An 18,572-nucleotide genomic window follows, 5' to 3' on the forward strand; every position below is an offset into this window, starting at 1 on the left:
TATCTATCTTCTAATAGTATCACTCGCTAGAAAGGGTGTCCAAATCTCGCCTACCCAATCGTAATCTTTCCTTCCGGGAACCGGTATAGTTCCTTCTTGGAGCGCGAGTTGAGAGCGAAGGCGAGCGTTACCGGACCCAAACGGCCGACGAACATAAGCAGGATGATGATGACTTTGCCTGCTTCGGACAAATGCGACGATAAGCCGGAGGACATGCCGACCGTACAATAGGCCGACGTCGCCTCGAACAGGATTGCGAGGAATGAGCCGGTCTCCGTAATGGACAGCAGCATGGCGGCAGAGCAAATAATGGCGAAGGAAATCATCGTCAGCATAATAGCTTGATGGATCTGCTGCTTCGCAATACGGTAGCGGAACAGCACGATATCCTCTTTGCCCCGTATCATGGCAATCATGGCCCCGACTAATATCGCGAACGTCGTTACGCGAATACCGCCGCCCGTAGAGCCGGGCCCCGCCCCGATGAACATCAGAATAATGAGGAAAAACTGCGTAACCTCGCGCAGCATGCTTGGATCAACGGTACTTAATCCAGCCGAACGTGCAGTGATCGATTGGAATAGCGAACTTAACGTTTTGCCGGTTGCGGATAAAGGCTGCAGCGTTAAAGGATTAGAGAATTCCAGCAGAAAAATGACGACTGCGCCAACGATTGTAAGCAAGCCAGTTACGGATAAGACGACTTTACTGTGCAGGCTGAATTTTCTGTTCTTCGGATAGGTAAGCAACTCCGAGATGACAATGAACCCGATCCCGCCGAAAAAAATAAGCAGCATCGAGACGATATTGACGAACGGATCCTCGACGTAATGAATAAGGCTGCCAGCCCGCTCGGGGAATTGGCCGAACAGGTCGAAGCCGGCATTGTTGAAGAACGAGATGCTGTGGAATACCCCGAAGTATATCGCTTGTCCTACAGACATCTCCAGCATGAAGTAGCTGCTCAGCAGAATAGCGCCCGACAACTCGATGCATAGTGCATATAAGAGCACCTTACGGACCATCTTGACGATACCTTCCGTGGAGCCGTAGTTCATCGATTCTTGCAGAACAAGGCGCTCGCGGAACGAGATCTTCTTCTTGAAAAGCAGCGCGAACAAGGTCGCCATTGTCATAAATCCAAGTCCGCCGATCTGGACGAGAACAATGACGACAACCTGGCCGAAGGTAGAGAAGTGGGTGCCAGTATTCAATATCGTCAGGCCTGTTACGCAAGCAGCCGATGCCGAAGTGAACAGCGCGTCTAGAAACGATATGTGCTGATCTCCTGTATATGCGAACGGACGCGATAGCAATTGCGCGCCTATCATTATAATGACGACGAAGCCGAACAGCATGACCTGTGGGGGGCTCGGTCGAAAACGCAATCTTTTGCGTAGGGAAGCAGCGATGTGCATGGTGTCAACTCCACCTGACTCTTTCCGGTTAGTATGGGTAAAGGAATGTTATAACATGTGCTGATAAGATTAGCAATCGTTCAAAATGGCTTATAAATCCGTGTACGCGGCGGCGGCCTGCATATCGGCTAATCCAGCTTGTCCTTGCTCTACTCGATTCCTGCCCCCCCGCTTAGCAAGATACAAAGCAGCATCGGCCTTGCGCAGCAAGTCTTCAAGCTTGCGGCCAGGCTTGTTCAGCTCCACTTCGGAGACCCCAAAACTCGCGGTTATCCGGATGGCTTCGGTCGCAGGCGTGTTCAATAGGAGCGGAGCGGAAGCAAGCGCTTGTCTCATTCGTTGGGCTGCGTGCATGGCTTTATCGATAGAGGTTCTTGGCATGCAGACAACAAATTCCTCTCCGCCGTATCGGCCGAATATATCATCGGGCGAAATGATGCTTTGTATTTTGTTTACTACATGTCTAATTGCGAGATCACCTACATCGTGGCCGAACTGATCGTTGATCGCCTTGAAGAAGTCGATATCGAATAAAATGAAACACAAAGGCTCATGAGTCAATCGTGTGTGCTCCAACAATCTCTCGCTCTGCTCCAAAAAGAATGTCCGGTTGCAAATGCCTGTAAGCCCATCCGTCTCGGCCAAGCGTCGCAGCTTGTGCTGCAGCAGCATATGCTCGGTATTGTCGATCATGACTATCGTTCTACCCGCAAGCTCCCCTTTTGTGTTAAGCAGCTTGGAAGAACGCACGCGATAATAGCGGGTATCATTGCCTTTAATCCACTTCAATTCATGTTCGTACTCCTGGTCGGAACCACCAGCGTCCAGTTCTCCGTCGAATACGCCGGTATCTGCACCGCGCCTCCACACCTGCTCGATCGTTTTACCGATAGCCGATGGTGTTAACGAAGGTATAATCGTCGTCGCTGAGCTGTTGTAATCGACGATTTTGCCGGACAAGTCGAGCACGAGGACGCCGTCTCGCATACTCTCGAAAATATGATCGCGAGCGATCGGCGAGACGGTCAGCATGCCCATCGAAACGAAGGCACCCATATACAAGGCAGTGGTAACACACATAATAAGAGGTACGGGATCCATGCCAAGCGGAGTCATTCCGAGAACATAGAAGAACGCGCCTAGCATGGGCAGCGATTGTCCGATAATTAATGTAAGATGCTGTTTGCGATAGCCCTTGCTTGACTTGCGCATATGCATGATCAGCATACATACGGAGGCCAATAGACATCCGAACGTGTAAGCACCGTGAATGTAATACCACTTGCCAGGCACGATGTCGACCATAGGGGTGGGCGCGTTTTCGCGCAGATATAACAACTTGTAAAACAAATGATGATATTCGTTGGTTGTGTTCATGATTAGGGTGATTAGCGGAATAACAAAGTACACCCACCCTTTGCGGAAGGCGGCATAACGTTCCATGCCGATATAATGAAGCACGAGCAGCAAGCTGCAAGGTGCAATAAAGGGCATGCCGAGATATTCGATGTTCAGCCAGAATCGAATTTCCTGCAAGGAATCGCTTGAAAGCTCAAAGACGAAAGCGAAGGTGTATATTGCACTGAACGCGGAGGACCAGATGAACGCTTTGATGCCAGAGAAGTTGGTTTTCTTGAAGTAGGCGTATATGGCCAAAAGCACGTTGAGCACACCGGATATGATTACGAGTACGGCGTAATCATTAATGGAAAAGTTCATAGTTTGCTCCAATCAAGCATAAACGGCTGACGCCGTCATTAATTCTTAGAATTCAAGCGTAAACATTTATAACCGTCCTTTAGTCGGCATACAGCACTTTAGTTCATATGGAGATAGTGTAGCATACCAAGTTGAGTAGGTTCAAAGGAACTTTTGATATCAAGCCTAACAAAGAAGCGGCCCGTCTAGTGGCGGCCGCTTCCTGGTAGCGTAATCTCAGCGCAGGTGCCTACGCCGAGCGTGCTGCGGAATTCGATCTTGCCCTTATGGTTGGCCATAATCTGCTTGCAGACCATGATGCCTAGTCCGTTGCCGCTTCTCTTCTTCGTGAAGAACGGCTCGCCGAGACGCTGCAGATCCTCCTCCGACATGCCGTCCCCTTCATCGGTGAAACGGATGATGACGCCGTCGCCTGTAGAAGGCAATACGTCGATCGTCAGGTTGCCGCCGCTTGTCATCGCTTCGAAGCTATTCTTCAGCAGGTTGATGAATACTTGTTTAAGCTGATTGGACTCGCCCAGCACCATGGCTGTCTCTAGCTGCTTGTTGACCGTGAGCTGCACGTTGTGCAGATTGGCTTCGGCATCAAGTAGGGTGACGATCTGCTGCAGCGTATCGACGACATCGATCGGCTGCACATGGATCGCCTGCGGCTTCGCAAGCACTAGGAATTCGCTGACGATGAAGTTAATCCGATCAAGCTCTTCGAGCATAATGTCGAGATGGGAAGGGGACAGCTTGCCCGTCTGCTTCTGGAGCTGCACGAAGCCCCGAAGCGTCGTGAGCGGATTGCGCACCTCATGGGCGACGCCTGCAGCCAGCTGGCCGACGACGGACAGCTTCTCTGATTGCCGCAGCATCTCCTCCGTCTGTTTCCTCGCCGTTATATTCCGCGAGATCGCCGCAATGGCGACAATCTCTCCTTGCTCGTCCCGCACCGAGGACAGCGTAATGCTCAGGTCGATCGCCGCTCCCGACTTGTCGTAGCGAATCGTCTCATAATCGGTTACGGAGCCACCGGACAGCACCTTATCGGTAATCTCGCGATAATCGCGTTCATAGTCTTCTGGTACATGGTTAAGCTTCTTGCCGAGCACCTCGCTCTCGCTCCAGCCATACATCGCTTCGAACGCTTTGTTCACCTGCATGATGTTTCCGTTCAGATCCGTGACGTGGATCGCGTCGGCCGTATGGTTGACGAATGACTCCAAATACTGCTTCATGCTCTGCAGCTCGGCTGCGGAATTCTTCAATTGCGTCATGTAATGGAAAAGATTATTGCCCATCGTATTGACCCGCGAGGCGAGCGTCCCGAGCTCGTCCGTGTTCCGGATCGTAATCGTCTCGCCGAAGTTGCCGTCGGCAATGGCGTTGACCTTGAATAAGATTTGATTCAGCGAACGCATCATGAAGCCGGCTATAAAGTAGCTGGCGAACATCGTTATGACCACGAGGCACAACGAAATGACGGAATGGATGAAGAGCTGATGGTTCAGCGTATCCTGAATGCTGCTGAGATCGAATGTGATGCCGATGACATAGGTCTTATCAAGGGTTATTGACATGAAGCTGCGCATGATTTCCTTGCCGCCCACTATCTTCTTGACGCTATGCATCAAGTTGTCGTCGAGCGCCAGCTGAATATAGACGGAATCGACGTACGTATCCTTGTACTTGTACGTACCGAATGGAATGTCGCGCACGTCCAAATTGTAGACGGGCTTGCCTTGCTTCATCTTGATAATCGGTTTTTTGCCGAAAAATTGCGGGTCGAAGCCTGTTACCTCCAGCAGCTCGGGATGGTCGTCTGTCAGCTTGTTAATGACCGCGCCGCTGCCTATTTTATCGTTGAAATCTAGAAATACTTGGGCGTCTATATATGGATTGATAATGTAATTGGTCGTTCCGTCGTAATAATAGCCCCATTTGTTTGTAAAATCGGGGTCGGTGGAGGAGAAGTTGATCGGTCCAGACCAGAAGTTCGTCAGTTTCTGACCCTCCGGAATCGTAACAGCATGCTCGTCGAACAACTGGCTGAACGCGGTGTACCAATAATCCCACGTTTTCGAGCTGGCCCCGATTTCTTTCGGATAGGAAGATTTCTGAGCGACAATGTCGTCCGTTGTCCGTTTCCAAAGCGTAATATGATCGACGCCGATCTCTTTGCTCAGCGCGACTAGCTGTTCGTTGGTCACCTTGTCGATGTCCGGATCAAGCTGTTCCTTTGCGGCGATAGCCGCCATGCGCAGCTTCTCGCCGATCGTGTCCTCCATGAAGCGCTTCGCTTTCTCGGAGCTTTCCACAGATACGGCAACCTGTTTGGCGATATTTTTCATTTGCTGCTCGGCGTTCGCCTGCAGGTCTTGCTTAGAGGAGAAATGGTAAATTCCAATATTAAGAATAAKAATTATGGCGACTATGGCCGAAATGGCTACGGAGAGCTTAGCTTTGATGGACAACGGATTGTTCCTCCCAGGTGTCTTGGATGTCATCTTAACAATTAGACGCTGGGAGGCCAAAATCCTGTTTTTAACTTGCGGATATAAATTGGAGATTTCTAGGTGGCTAAAGTTACGCTCGAAATATAGGAAAGCATAAGTTTCACTCTTATCCATACGCCTATATTTCATCGCGAAACGAATGCTGCACGCCGCCAGAGGACGGCACAGAACCGAGCTGCGCAAAGAAGCAGCTAGCGGTTCGTGCGTAGCAATAGCCGTTTAAGCTCGAGTGAACTGTTCCTCGTCTAAATATTGCTCTGCTTCTTCATATGTTTCGAATGCCGATTCTAGATTTAGGCCGGCATATACATACCATAGATCGTCCTCGAACAGCAAAGTAAGCGTCGCATTGTCAGGACCGATCCACTTCTCTTCCTTCGGCGGCTTGCGCCCGGCAGACTTGCTCTTGGAGGGAGCTGCGGCCTGCAATCTTGGGGTTGTCGCGAGAGAAGTGATTGATTTCATAATCAACGCGCGAAGCTCGGCTTCGTTGTAATCGCGAATGTTGACCATGCCTTTGTCGTCGGTCGTCACGCCGTTCACTAGCCCGGCGAATACGAAGCCGTTGCCGTTCGGATGCAGGTGGTAGGCGACGGTCTTCTTTTCATGCGCGCTGTCTTCGAAGTGGAAGTTGACGCGTCCAAGCGAGACGTTATGCTGCGTGAGCTCCGCGAACGATTGGATGATGGATAGCTTTTGGTCAAAAGAAAGCATAGGCGTAGAGCCTCCTTGAAATGAGTATATCGATCATTGTACACGATATACCGGCTTCTATGCGACAACAGGCAAGGCCGCAGTCATCCGGGTAGGGACGGCTGCGGCCTTGGCGCCTCGCTTCGATGGCTTGTTAAATGTCTTTCTTCTTGGCGATCAACGTCAATGCCCCGATGATAATGAGGGCGATCGCGATAAGCGGCTGGCTGAACAAAATTTTGTTGTACAGCGTGCCTAGCGAGAAGACGGCGAAGAACAGCAGCGACAGAACGGTCAGAATGTTGATTGGGATAAGCAGCCACTTGTTTCGGTTGCCGAACCAGTAGAATTCGAACAAGCCGACCGCTGGAGCCAAAATGAATCCCGGCCACATATATCCCCAGCTGTCGAAGAGCATGCTGAATTGGCAGATGATACCGACCGTGAACAATACTCCGCCAGGAATCAATACGCCGATGCCTCTGCGTCCTAGCATCGAGAAATACATCCAGTGGAAGAATAGGCCTAGCGGGATTACGAAGAGGGATGGCCAGAAGTAAGCGAATATTTTGCCCGGACCGAACGATTCGCCTTGATTCAGGAACAGGACGACGCCGAGCAGGAGCAGCACCGCACCGCTAATGGTTCTTGCATTCATTCGAATGAACACTCCAATCTGATTTCAATTTGTTGTCATTAGCATATCATAGTTGTCAAAAACCTGTCCTCATGCTGCGGGTAGTTTGCAGTGCTGGACTTAAGTCCAGTTCTCTTTATAGAGAAGGCAATATTATTCGGGATGATTATGCGCCTCCGTGCCAACCTCGAACGGCGAGGTAACACCCTCGTACATAAGATGCATGGTCATGCCTGCAGCCGCATGCTGCAGATTGTGGCAATGATCCATCCACAAGCCGGGATTATCGGCGAGGAAAGCGACCTCGTACACGTCCCCCGGCGCAACGTCTAGCGTATCCGACCACCACGGACTGCCTGTAACGTCTTCGTTATTGCGCGACAGGACAAGCATATGATGGCCGTGCAGATGCATCGGATGGTCAACGGAGCTGCGGTTTATAATCGTCGTCTTGACGAGCTCATTCTCCTTCACGACGAACATCGGCGTATTAGGGAATACTTGGCCGTTAATCGTATCGTAAGCAGCGAAGCCGCCGTTATAGAAGGCAAAGCGATTGTCCAGAATCATCGTAAATTCACGGTCGAACTTACTGTCCGGGCCAAAAGGGGTCTCCGTCTCTGTGCCGTAGTGTGTCGGATCAAATACGGCCCTCGTCTCCGCAATGGCGGGCAGCTCGGCCTTTCCGTCGGGGCTCATAAGCAAGCCAAGTTTCTTGTTCTGGCCGATGCTTAACAGGACGGGATGATCAGGCATAATAAAGGTGACATCATAACGTGCTCCAGTTATGAGCTCTAGTCGCTCACCGAGAAGATCGCCGGGCTCATGCAGATCTGTGCCGTCAATCGCGACCACTTAGAACGACGTTCCGGTCAGGATGAACGATTGCCTTACCCAGTCTTGCGTATTAATGAGGCGCAGCTTAACGGGGGTTTCCGGTGCTATCGCTTTGCTCTGCAGCGTATCATTCGCTCCGATCGCCATGCCAGCACCATTCCACACATGCGTCATGATCGTAATATCTTCATAAGCTTCGGCGTGAGTATCCTTATCGGGCTCGACGATTAGCGCACCGAACAGGCCTTTCTGCACGGCTTCCTTCGAGTTCTGATGCGAGTGATACCAGAACGTTCCGACTTGCTCGGCGATGAATCGGTACGTATGCTTCCCGCCGGGCATGACGGCGTTCTGCGTCGCGCCTGCTACTCCGTCCTCGGCATTGGGAACATCAAGCCCATGCCAGTGAAGCGTCACGCCGCCTTCGATATCCTCGTTCAGCAGCGTCACCTCGACAAGCTCGCCCTGCTTCACCCGGATCTCGGGACCCGGAATTTGGCCGTTGTACGTCCATGCCTCGATGGTGCGGCCGGAGCTGAGCTGCACGCTCTTCTTCTGAGCGGTGAGCGTGTACTTGCGGTCGGCTTTGCCTGATTGCGGTCCGGTTAGCTCGGTGACGGGGACATCCGCGGCGGTGGCGCTAGCCAGCGCTGGAACGCTGTCCTGATGATTATGGTTATGCCCTGGCTCCACAGATGAGGCAATGCCGTAATCAGGCTTGCCGGTCATCATGTTCAGCCGGTCGGGCAGCTTGCTGCCTTGCATAGCGGTCAGTAGCGGGACGCTGCAGATAGCGGCAACGGCTGCTAACGTGCCTGTAAGACGCAGTCTCCGGCTCCAAGGGCGATAGGAGAACGCCTCCGGCGACTCGGATGCCTTGCGATTGCGGCTCGACTGCAGCATCCATAAGAAGCAGGCGAGCACCGTGAGCAGCGTTAATGGAATCGTAATATATGACCAGGCGAATGGAATCGGCGGCACGAATGCAAAATAAAACAAACCCGCGCCGGTCAACGCGGCAAAATGGTAAGGCGCTACAAGCAACGGCTCAGTCGATTGCCTGCGTCGCGACATGTCGGGTATAGCAGCTGTCTGCGGCCGTGTCCGCGCGAGCAGCATGCGTACCCGCGGGATCGCGCCTAACCACAGGAAGAGGACGGCTGCGGCGGCGAGCGGCGTGCGCAGCAGCAGACGGTCCAGCCAGAGGAGCGGATGCGCGTTCAAAGCGAGGAAGATGTCCGCCGCAGCCATAATAGAAGCGAGGACCGTGAGTGACACCGTCCAGAAATACAGCTTGCGCGTGCGCTTGTGAAGCTCCTTCTCCGTCTTGTAATAGATAAGCTTGGAAGCTTTGTTGGCCGCGATAAGGGAGAATAGGACGAACAGCATGAGCGCGCCAAGCTCAGTGTTAATAGAGATAGAAAACATAGACGAAAGCCTCCAATAATCATTCTTTTATTAAATGGTATCCGCTGCAGGCAACRCCCAAAACCGTCGATAGTCTTAGGCCTTCACTAGACTTGCGTCTAGTATTTTGACGAATGGACGGAGCCTCTACAAATAGCGGAAATAGTTCCTATTAAACGACAATATACACCTCTTGTGAACTTCTATGAAAGCGCTACAATTAAGGTAATAAGAAGCAGGAGGTGAATGGAATGAGCCAAGAACAAGAGATTGAATTGGTAGTTGCGGAAGAAGCCGCTGAGGTGGTATCGGAGGAGGCTGTAGCTGAAGAGGCTGCTGCTGCCGACGAGGAAGCCGTAGAGGGAGAAGCTGCAGCGGAAGAAGCGTCTGAGGAAGAAGCATCCGAGGAAGCGTCGGAAGAAGCAGTTGAAGAAGCTGCTGCTGAGGAAGAAGCGGCAGCGGAAGAGGAAGCAGAGGCCGCTGAAGAAGCGGATGAATCAGAAACGGACTAATGATGGCAATCATTTTAATAAAATAAGTGGGCTGTTTCCCGGACGTCATCGCACGGAGAAGCAGCCTTTTTGGCGTGTTTATCAACAGAGCCATATTTTGATTTACGGTAAATTACATATTGATTAGTGCATAAAGGGCGCAGGTGTGCTACGATACGGATTGCTTTTGTTTCACCGCGAAACGGATTGTAACGCGCATCGCCACCAAAGGATGGCGTTAGCCGTTTCGCTTTGAGCAACGTATTCGGAAGAAGGTGACATCTTGACTAACGCAGAGACGAAGAATGGACAAGGAAAGGCGAGGTCCAGCGAGCTGAATTTATTTATGCTCACATGGCCGATATTTTTGGAGATTTTCCTATTTATGCTGATGGGCATAGCCGATACGTTCATGCTGAGCGCGATATCCGACAATGCGGTATCTGGCGTCGGAGCTTCGAATCAGTATTTGCATATTGCGATTCTTATTTTGGAAGTCATCGGGAACGGGGCATCGATTGTCGTTGCCCAATATATCGGTTCGAAGAAGTTTATTGAGGCGGCCAAAATATCGGCGTTAGCGGTCACGCTAAACCTGATTGTCGGGCTGATCATAAGCGGATTGTTCTTGCTGTTCAATCATGCTCTCCTGGAGCGGCTTAATTTGCAAGGCGAGATTTTGGATTACGCAAGCAGCTATTTATCGATTGTCGGGGGCATGATCTTCTTACAGGCAATCATTAACTCGGTTTCGGCCATCATTCGAGTCCACGGCTATACGAAGGAAGCGATGTATGTTTCACTGGGCATGAATGTGATTCATATCATTGGCAACTACGCGCTCATATTCGGCAAGCTTGGCTTTCCGGAGATGGGTGTGCAGGGTGCGGCGATCTCTTCGGTTGTCAGCCGCTTTCTTGCGCTTCTAATTTTCTTCTGGCTGCTTTATCGTATTATGGAAGTCCGGGTGCAGATTCGGTATTACTTCTCGCTGTCGAAGACGTATATCGGCAACATTATGAAGATCGGCATTCCATCGGCTTTCGAGCAGGTCATGTACCAGACCTGCCAAATTATTTTTCTCTATTACGCGACGTTCCTCGGAGCGTCATCGCTGGCGGCAAGGCAGTACGCGTCGAACATCTCGATGTTCACGTATTTGTTCGCTTTTGCGATCGGCATGGGAACCTCGATCATCGTAGGCCGGCTCGTTGGAGCGGGCAGGCAGGACGATGCCTATAAGCGCGTATTCAGCAGCGTTCGTTATGCGAGCTTGTTCACCCTCATTACGGTTGTGCTTGTGATGCTGTTCCGCGAGCCGCTTATGAGCATGTTCACGAACGACGAGGAGATTATCCGGCTAGGGGCGAACGTGCTGCTGCTCAGCATCGTGCTGGAGACGGGGCGGACGATCAACATTATACTCGTCAACTCGCTTCGTGCCGCGGGGGACGCGAAGTTCCCGCTATGGATCGGTATGTTCACGATGGTCGGCATGAGCTTGCCGCTCGGCTACTTCTTCGTGTTCCAGCTCGACATGGGACTGGCGGGCATCTGGCTGGCGATTGCGTCGGATGAATGGCTTCGCGCCGTTATTATGTTCTTCCGCTGGCGGAGCCGGGCATGGGAGAGCCATGCGATCGTCAAGCCGACCGGAGCGTCTGCGAAGGAGACAACGGTATAAAAAAGACAAGGCTTAGGCCGTCGAAGCAAACTGCATGATGCAGGCTGCTTCGACGGTCTTTTTTTGCATGCTGCCCGTGGGTTTCAATCCGATTCCGAAAAAAGTTGAAAAAACGCCAAAAATACGTTTGACAAATTCAGGAGAACCAACTATTATGAAGTCATAAACATTATTTAAGTTAGTATATAGTTAAATGTAAGTAAATTATAAATGACGTTATGGAGGAATTTAAAATGGCAAAATCAAATTGGACAGTAGACGCTTCACACAGCGCGGTGGACTTTTCCGTAAAGCATATGATGATTGCAAAAGTAAAAGGCACCTTCCACACCTTCGAGGCTAACATCGTTGCTGATCCTCAGGATCTGACTTCGGCCGAGATCGACTTCAGCATCGACCTGACGAGCATAGATACGCGCAATAACGACCGTGACGCTCACCTTCGTTCCGGCGACTTTTTCGAGACTGAGAAGTACCCGGCTCTGACATTCAAAGCAACGAGCATTGTGAAAACAGATGACGGCGAATACAACATCACGGGCGACGTAAGCCTGCATGGTGTAACACGCTCGGAGTCGTTCGCAGCGAGCTTCGAAGGCGCAGGCAAAGATCCATGGGGCAATGAGAAAGTAGGCTTTAGCGCAACAGGCAGCTTGAAACGCAGCGACTACGGCTTAACGTACAATGCAGCGCTTGAAACGGGCGGCGTACTGATCGGCGACGAAGTTAAGATCTCGATCGAGATCGAAGCGAATATTGCAGCTTAATCGAATCGTTTATGAACGGCTTATCGGGCAAATGTCCGGTAGGCTGTTTTTTATTTTTATATTATGATAGGCGTATGATCAGGCAGACGAGGAGATATGGTTCATGGTGCATAATAGCGGGGAACGCGGCCGAATTCGGAATATTGGTATTTTCGCGCACGTGGATGCAGGGAAGACGACAACGACGGAGCAAATCCTTTTTCATAGCGGACGGATACGTGCCTTGGGCAGTGTGGACGACGGTACGTCGCAGACGGATTGGATGGAAGTGGAGCGAGCGAGGGGCATTTCGGTACGTGCAGCTGCAACGCGCTACACTTGGCGTGATGTGACGGTTAATGTGATCGATACGCCCGGCCATGTCGACTTTCTGTCGGAAGTAGAGCGTTCGCTTCGGGTAATGGATGGAGCGGTACTTATTGTATCGGCGGTGGAAGGCGTGCAGGCACAGACGGAAGTCATTTGGCACGCGCTGCGGGATCGCGGTATCCCGACGCTGCTGTACGTGAATAAAATGGATCGGGTAGGCGCGGACGCATGGCGAACAGTGATGCAGATCAGACGGCTGCTGTCGGGCATGGCAACGCCTGTGCAGCTTCCGATTGGAGCCGAGGATAGCTTCGCCGGCAGCAGGGATCTGATGGCGGTGCAAGCGTCAATGGCGGGAAGTGCGGATGCCGAACGATTCGAGCAATTGCTTGTGGAGACGGCAGCTGAGCATGATGAGGCGCTGCTGCTGCAGTATATGGAGAGCGGCGAATTGCCGAGGGAAGAGCTGCGCGCTGCTATAGGTGAGCGGGCTTGCCGCGGTGAGCTGTTTCCCGTGCTGTTCGGAGCCTCGAACAAAGGAATCGGCACCCAGCCGCTCATGGATGCGATGATTGAGCTGCTGCCTCCGCCTCCTGCTGATGGGGCTGCAGACGGGCCGGTATCCGGCGTCGTCTTCCGCATCGAGCGCGATCCGGCTATGGGGCGTGTCGCCTATGTCCGCATGTACAGCGGAACGGTACGCAATCGCGATTCGGTTCGCAACGTGACGCAGGAGATTGACGAGAAAGTAACGCAAATAAGGAAGATCGACGGACAGCGGTCAGAGGACGTCGGGATGCTGGCGGCAGGCGATATTGCCGCCGTATGCGGGTGGAATCAGGCGCGCATCGGCGATATTATCGGCAGCGCCGCTTATGTGCCCGGCGAGACGCGGATGGCTGTTCCGCTTCTGACGGTGCAGGTGCGGTGGCGGAACGAGGCGGAGTATACCGCCGTCGTCGCCGCCTTGCATGAGCTGGCGGACGAAGATCCGCTGCTCGATCTGCAATGGCTGCAGGAGCAGCGGGAGCTGCACCTGAAGGTGATGGGGCCGATTCAGGTTGAGGTGCTGACCCATGTGCTCAGTAGCCGCTTCGGCCTTGCCGTGGACTTCGGAGCGCCGTCTGTCATCTATAAGGAGACGCCGGCGCAGACAGGCGAAGGCTTCATCGCGTATACGATGCCGAAGCCGTGCTGGGCGATCCTTCGCTTCCGCATCGATCCTGGCGAGCTAGGCAGCGGGCTTGTCTACGCCTCGCTCGCCCGGCCGGAGCGGCTGCTGGAGAGCTATCAGAACGAGGTCGCAAGGCGAGTGCCTGAGGCCCTTCAGCAAGGGCTGTTCGGCTGGGAAGTGACCGATCTTAAGGTGACGCTGCTGGAAGGCGAGCATCATGTATGGCATACGCATCCGCTTGACTTCGCGGTAGCTACGCCAATGGGGATTATGGATGGCTTGGCGCGCACCGGCGTGAAGCTGCTGGAGCCGATGGTTCGTTTCCGGCTGTCAGTACCGGAGGAGACCGGCGGGAAGATCATGAACGAGCTCGTTCAAATGCGAGGACAATTCGATACGCCTGAGGTTCGGGGCGAGCGGATGGAGATTGAAGGCGTACTGCCCGTGGCGACGTCGCTCGAATTCCCGGCGAGGTTCGGGTCGCTTACGAAAGGACGCGGCGTTATGTCGACGTTCTTCGCAGGTTATCAGGAATCCCCGCCCGACGTGCAGGCTGAGCGAACGCGTACCGGCGTTAACCCGCTTGACCAGTCGAAATATATTTTGTATGTTCGCAAGGCTCTCGCACAGTCCTAATTAGTGGGATTGACTTAAGATGCGGCGTTCATAGCGGAGTGGGGAGCGCCTGTGATTGAGAATAGCGCAAAAACATTGCGCTATTCAGGTCGGGTTTGGGTGTTTAGGGGAAATAGCGAAAGTTTTTTTCGCTATTTCCGTGCATTTTCTATGCATGCGTGGCCAATAGCGGCAGTTTGGGCCACTAATTAGGTGGCTGCAGTGGGAGAGCTTCAGTTAGCTCATATTCAGGCCGTTAACAGCACCATTATCCGGTTCGCTTCTTGTCCCTGTACTGCCCCGGCGTGATGCCTTCCTGCTTGCGGAAGGAGCGTATGAAGTTCTGCGAGTTGTTGTACCGCAGCTTGGCGGCGATGTCCTTGATCGGCATCTCGGAGTCAGCCAGCCAACGCTTCGCCATATTGAACCGGTACATCGACAAGTATTCGCTGAAGGAATAACCGGTTTCCTTGCGGAAAACGCTGCTTAAGTAGTTGGCATTGTAATGCAGTCTCGACGCGCATTCCTCCAGCGTCAGATCGGAATCGTAATGATGCTGGACGAGATCAATGATTTTCTCCGAAATGTTATGATATTGCGCCTCTTGGCGATCCTTGAAAATATTGACCATCGGAAGAACCGCTCTCGTCCAGAACCAATCCTCAATTTCCGCAGCTGTCCGCAGCTCCAACAACTCCTCCAACAGCGAGCCCTTCATCGGGTGAATTTGTTTCAAACTAACCCCTGACTCCTGCATGACAATAAGCAGATTGTTCAGCAGCCGCGCGAGCGGAATCTGGTATTCCTGCGGCGAGGACTCCACGCTGAATACCGCTTGGAGGAACAGCTTCACCAGCTCCTTGGATTTGTCCTTCTCCGCCAGCTTGATCGTGTCCATCAGCTCGTTCTCGATATGCGACGGATAGTTTAACTTCAAATAAGGGTTGCCCGCGTTAATGTTCTCGTACTGGATGATGATGCCTTCTCCAAGCTTCATGCGATGCTTGAGCGCCTCCAATCCTTCGCGATAGGCGATCGGAAGCGAAGCGAAGGAGCTAAGCGGAAGGCTCATGCCGATGCTGGCTTGCACGCTCAAGTAGCTCGTTATTTGCTGCTGCAAATTTTCCGTGATCGCATACAACGAGTTATGGAACTCAGTGCGGTCGTCTTCGACGCTGCCGATCACGGTTACGACCGTATGGTCCATAATGACGGGAGAGAGCCGCTGGCCAAACGGAATAAGTTCCTCAATGATGTTGTGGACGGCGAACAGCAGCAGTTCTAAGTCCTGTTTCGAATAGCGGCTATTCTCGAAGAAATCGATCTGCAGCGTAATGACGGCCATCGACTTCCATTCTTCAAGCTGTACGCCGTAACCGAACTGGATCAGCTTCTCGTTCAGCTCGCTTTGCTTGACGCTTCCTTGCAGCGCCCTGATCAGGAAGAAGGTGCGCACCTGCGATATATGCTGGCTAACTTCCTTCTCGAGCTGCGATTTCGACTGGAACAGGCGATGGACCTGCTCGCCGATCGCCTGGAATTCGTTCGACTTCCGCTTCTGAATATCGCCGAGTCTTTCGCCGATCTGATTCAGCAACAGCTGAATCGGCGAGTACATGCGCCGTGAGCCGATCCATGCCAGAAACATGGACAGCAGGAGCATAAATAAGCAAATATAAAGCGTATAAAAGCCGATCTTTTTCGATTCCTTCGTCATGCTGGCGATGGATGTCACGGATAAGTAAGTCCATCCGTTCAAGTCGGAGCGGTAATACGTAATGGCATAGTCCTTCTGCTCCAAAACGGCGGTGAATTGGCCGGCGCTTTGCGACAGCTGCCCCATTGATAAACCGCTTACATCAATCGATTTGCCAATAAGCTGCTGGTCGGGATGAAGAAGAATGCGGTATTGATCGTCAACGATCATGATGCTGGAGGCGTTGTCTCCGTCGCTCTCGAGCAGATCCTGCAGGCTGCAGGTCGGAATATTGGCAAGCGCAAGCCCGTATTTCTCAAGGCCCGTCGTCGGAAACTTCTTGACGAGACTAATGCTGTAGCTGCATGATGCATTGTTTGCATTCTCTTCGCTGTAGAACCATTCGGACGGATTAAGCACCCAAGAGGTGCTCTCCGGCACCTGCATCAGGCTGGCCAGCTCTTCATATTGGGCATAGGACTTAAAAGCGTACAGCCCGGAGTTCTTCACCATCCAGTTGTGGCGGTCGTTGATGAGGATGACATCCTCCAGTTTCGTATCGAACGATTGCATATGGCGAATTTCGTTGCGAAGGTCGTCGTACAGCATGAAATCGTCGGCGGTTAGCGGGCGGTTCATCGCTTTTTTGAGCACAGTGGAGTTAATGACTTGATTCAGCGTGTGGTTGACAGTCGTCAGTTTCTGCTCTACATTTGAGTTAATTTGCATAATCAGTTGCATTTTTCCTTCGTTTACATTTTTCTGTATTTCCTTGGAAGAAGTGAAGTAGGAGAACGCGCCGATAAATATAACGGGAAGCGTGCTGAGCAGAACCCCGAACATCGTCATCTTGCTTAGAAAAGTTAAAGATCGCACGGTACCCATCACCCTATCTGAATATAGATATAGTCATTATTTTAGTGATCATCGGCGGACTGGACAATAATCATCTCATTGCTGGATAATCATTTGCTTAGATTATGACGTGCAAAGCCTGCCGGGGCAAGCAGGAAACAGCTATTGGCACATACTGCGCTCGATATTGTTAGGGGGATTACGATGATAGAAGAGAAGCCGAACAGGCAAGGCAATCTATTGAAACGGACGGCATTTTTTCTAATGATTGCAATTGTATGCGCTTCCTGCAGCGGCAAACCGAACGCCGACCCAGCCGCAGGCAAGGACGATCGGACGCCGATTTCGATTATGGCGCCGCTCCACTTTCCGCATCCGCCCAGCGACGAAATAATCGCCCAGATCGAGGCGTTGACGAATACGACGCTCGATATCAATTGGGTGCCGGACGGTATTTATACCGATAAGATGAATACGTCGCTTACGACGAACTCCTTGAAGAAGGCGACCTTCGTGAAGCACACCGATTATATTTTTATCAAAAACGCGATTCGTTCCGACTCCTTCTGGGAGATCGGACCTTACTTAGAACAGTTTCCGAATTTGCGGCATCTCGATGCCGATATATTAGCGCAGGCTGCGGTCGACGGCAACATATACGGTCTTTATACGGAGAGGCCGTCCTCCAGGCAGGGCGTCATCATACGCGAGGATTGGCTCGATCGGCTGGGAATGAACAAGCCTTCAACGCTTGACGAGCTGTATGAAGTGATCAAGCAGTTTACAGTGAACGATCCGGATGGCAACGGCAAGCAGGATACGGTGGGGCTAGCCGATCGCAACGACCTCGTATTCGGCGCGTTCAAGACGCTCAGCTCCTACTTTGGGACGCCGAACAACTGGGGGCTATCGGCTTCGGGCAACGAGCTCATTCCGGAATTCGAGACGAAGCCGTACAAGGATACGATGAACTTCATGAAGCGGCTGTATGAGGAAAAGCTGATTAACGCCGACTTTGCCGTAACGAGCAAGGAGGTGCAGCGCGATAAGCTGATCCGAGGCGCCGCGGGCGTCTACATTGGCAGTATGACGGACGTGCAGCGGCTATCGGACGAAGCGAAGCAGATCAATCCCGAAGCAAGGTTTGCGCTTGTGAACCGGATTCAAGGCCCAGCGGGTTACCGGGTATGGTCGATACCAAACTACAACGGATTGTATTTGTTCTCGAAGAAAGCGATTCGGACCGAGGAGGAGTTGCTGGACATTCTCGCCTTTTTCGACCGTTCGATGGATAAGGATGTCGCAAATCTGTTGCGGTACGGTATCTTGAACAAGCATTATACGCTGAGCGGGCAGTCGGTCGTACTGCCGGAGGAAACGTCGCAGCTGCGCGCTACGGATGTCGGAGCGCTTTATACGCTAATGATTGCAGATCTTAGCAATCCAAACGTGCTGGATGCGGCGGAGAAGGAGACGATGTGGGAGCTGGCGGAGCGTCTTAGCGCAGATAACGAGAAATTTCTCGTGAAAGACCCTACAATCGGACTGGAATCGAAGACGTACGACGAGAAGAGCATGGAGCTGTACAAAATCGTGTCCGATGCGACTTACAATTATATTTTGGGGCATCTGAGCGAAAGCGGCTTCGACGATGAAGTGAATCGTTGGCGTCGCGAAGGCGGCAATGAGATTGCCAAAGAATATATGGATGCTTATTTTATGGAATAACAATAGCACTAAAGCAAAGCCTGCTGCGTCTTAATTGACGC

General features: G+C 52.1%; 13 protein-coding genes. 5 read left to right on the plus strand and 8 right to left on the minus strand.

All coding sequences use genetic code 11. The features are described 5' to 3' along the window. Window positions 1-50: 50 nt before the first annotated feature. The 7 genes from AC1DF0_RS05570 to AC1DF0_RS05600 form a co-directional block, all read right to left on the minus strand. Window positions 51-1,418 carry a TrkH family potassium uptake protein gene (locus AC1DF0_RS05570; protein ID WP_477573316.1) on the minus strand — a complete coding sequence of 456 codons (1,368 nt, stop codon included), beginning with the start codon at window positions 1,416-1,418 and terminating at the stop codon, window positions 51-53. Between the two features lie 90 nt (window positions 1,419-1,508). After that, a complete protein-coding gene (locus tag AC1DF0_RS05575) occupies window positions 1,509-3,137 on the minus strand; it encodes a histidine kinase N-terminal 7TM domain-containing diguanylate cyclase (RefSeq protein WP_477573317.1) in 1,629 nt (542 codons plus the stop codon). 185 nt (window positions 3,138-3,322) lie between these two features. Next, window positions 3,323-5,596 carry a PAS domain S-box protein gene (locus tag AC1DF0_RS05580; RefSeq protein ID WP_477573318.1) on the minus strand — a complete coding sequence of 758 codons (2,274 nt, stop codon included), beginning with the start codon at window positions 5,594-5,596 and terminating at the stop codon, window positions 3,323-3,325. Between the two features lie 261 nt (window positions 5,597-5,857). Beyond that, a complete protein-coding gene (locus tag AC1DF0_RS05585) occupies window positions 5,858-6,352 on the minus strand; it encodes a hypothetical protein (protein ID WP_477573319.1) in 495 nt (164 codons plus the stop codon). Window positions 6,353-6,485: 133 nt separating this feature from the next. Further along, window positions 6,486-6,989, minus strand: coding sequence for a hypothetical protein (locus AC1DF0_RS05590; RefSeq protein WP_337100789.1), 504 nt, complete (start codon window positions 6,987-6,989; stop codon window positions 6,486-6,488). 132 nt (window positions 6,990-7,121) lie between these two features. Continuing rightward, window positions 7,122-7,823 carry a multicopper oxidase domain-containing protein gene (locus tag AC1DF0_RS05595; protein WP_477573320.1) on the minus strand — a complete coding sequence of 234 codons (702 nt, stop codon included), beginning with the start codon at window positions 7,821-7,823 and terminating at the stop codon, window positions 7,122-7,124. Next, on the minus strand, window positions 7,824-9,233 hold the full coding sequence (locus tag AC1DF0_RS05600; RefSeq protein WP_477573321.1) for a multicopper oxidase domain-containing protein: 1,410 nt from the start codon (window positions 9,231-9,233) through the stop codon (window positions 7,824-7,826). Between the two features lie 230 nt (window positions 9,234-9,463). Between AC1DF0_RS05600 and AC1DF0_RS05605 the strand changes: the two genes are divergently transcribed. From AC1DF0_RS05605 to AC1DF0_RS05620, 4 genes are all read left to right on the plus strand, one after another. Next, a complete protein-coding gene (locus AC1DF0_RS05605; protein WP_477573322.1) occupies window positions 9,464-9,724 on the plus strand; it encodes a hypothetical protein in 261 nt (86 codons plus the stop codon). Between the two features lie 262 nt (window positions 9,725-9,986). Continuing rightward, the gene (locus AC1DF0_RS05610; RefSeq protein WP_477573323.1) at window positions 9,987-11,387 is read left to right on the plus strand and encodes an MATE family efflux transporter; all 1,401 of its coding nucleotides are present in this window, start codon (window positions 9,987-9,989) and stop codon (window positions 11,385-11,387) included. A 233-nt stretch (window positions 11,388-11,620) separates the two neighbouring features. Further along, window positions 11,621-12,154 (plus strand): YceI family protein, encoded by a 534-nt coding sequence (locus tag AC1DF0_RS05615; protein WP_442049394.1) that lies wholly within the window; start codon window positions 11,621-11,623, stop codon window positions 12,152-12,154. Between the two features lie 103 nt (window positions 12,155-12,257). Continuing rightward, window positions 12,258-14,273, plus strand: a complete 2,016-nt coding sequence (locus tag AC1DF0_RS05620) for a GTP-binding protein (protein ID WP_477573324.1) — start codon at window positions 12,258-12,260, stop codon at window positions 14,271-14,273. A gap of 247 nt (window positions 14,274-14,520) precedes the next feature. Here AC1DF0_RS05620 and AC1DF0_RS05625 read toward each other — a convergent pair whose 3' ends face one another. Next, window positions 14,521-16,824 carry an AraC family transcriptional regulator gene (locus AC1DF0_RS05625; protein ID WP_477573325.1) on the minus strand — a complete coding sequence of 768 codons (2,304 nt, stop codon included), beginning with the start codon at window positions 16,822-16,824 and terminating at the stop codon, window positions 14,521-14,523. A gap of 144 nt (window positions 16,825-16,968) precedes the next feature. Here AC1DF0_RS05625 and AC1DF0_RS05630 point away from each other — a divergent pair, with 144 nt between their 5' ends. Next, window positions 16,969-18,531, plus strand: a complete 1,563-nt coding sequence (locus AC1DF0_RS05630; RefSeq protein WP_442049397.1) for an extracellular solute-binding protein — start codon at window positions 16,969-16,971, stop codon at window positions 18,529-18,531. Window positions 18,532-18,572 lie beyond the last annotated feature (41 nt).

The sequence above is a fragment of the Paenibacillus sp. 05T425 genome, from assembly GCF_056396205.1.

Excerpts from the sequence above, each read along its gene's own strand:
- AC1DF0_RS05575 (WP_477573317.1), bottom strand. The coding sequence starts at position 3,137 with ATGAACTTTTCCATTAATGATTACGCCGTACTCGTAATCATATCCGGT.
- AC1DF0_RS05570 (WP_477573316.1), bottom strand. The coding sequence starts at position 1,418 with ATGCACATCGCTGCTTCCCTACGCAAAAGATTGCGTTTTCGACCGAGC.
- AC1DF0_RS05620 (WP_477573324.1), top strand. The coding sequence starts at position 12,258 with ATGGTGCATAATAGCGGGGAACGCGGCCGAATTCGGAATATTGGTATT.
- AC1DF0_RS05605 (WP_477573322.1), top strand. The coding sequence starts at position 9,464 with ATGAGCCAAGAACAAGAGATTGAATTGGTAGTTGCGGAAGAAGCCGCT.
- AC1DF0_RS05600 (WP_477573321.1), bottom strand. The coding sequence starts at position 9,233 with ATGTTTTCTATCTCTATTAACACTGAGCTTGGCGCGCTCATGCTGTTC.
- AC1DF0_RS05615 (WP_442049394.1), top strand. The coding sequence starts at position 11,621 with ATGGCAAAATCAAATTGGACAGTAGACGCTTCACACAGCGCGGTGGAC.
- AC1DF0_RS05590 (WP_337100789.1), bottom strand. The coding sequence starts at position 6,989 with ATGAATGCAAGAACCATTAGCGGTGCGGTGCTGCTCCTGCTCGGCGTC.
- AC1DF0_RS05585 (WP_477573319.1), bottom strand. The coding sequence starts at position 6,352 with ATGCTTTCTTTTGACCAAAAGCTATCCATCATCCAATCGTTCGCGGAG.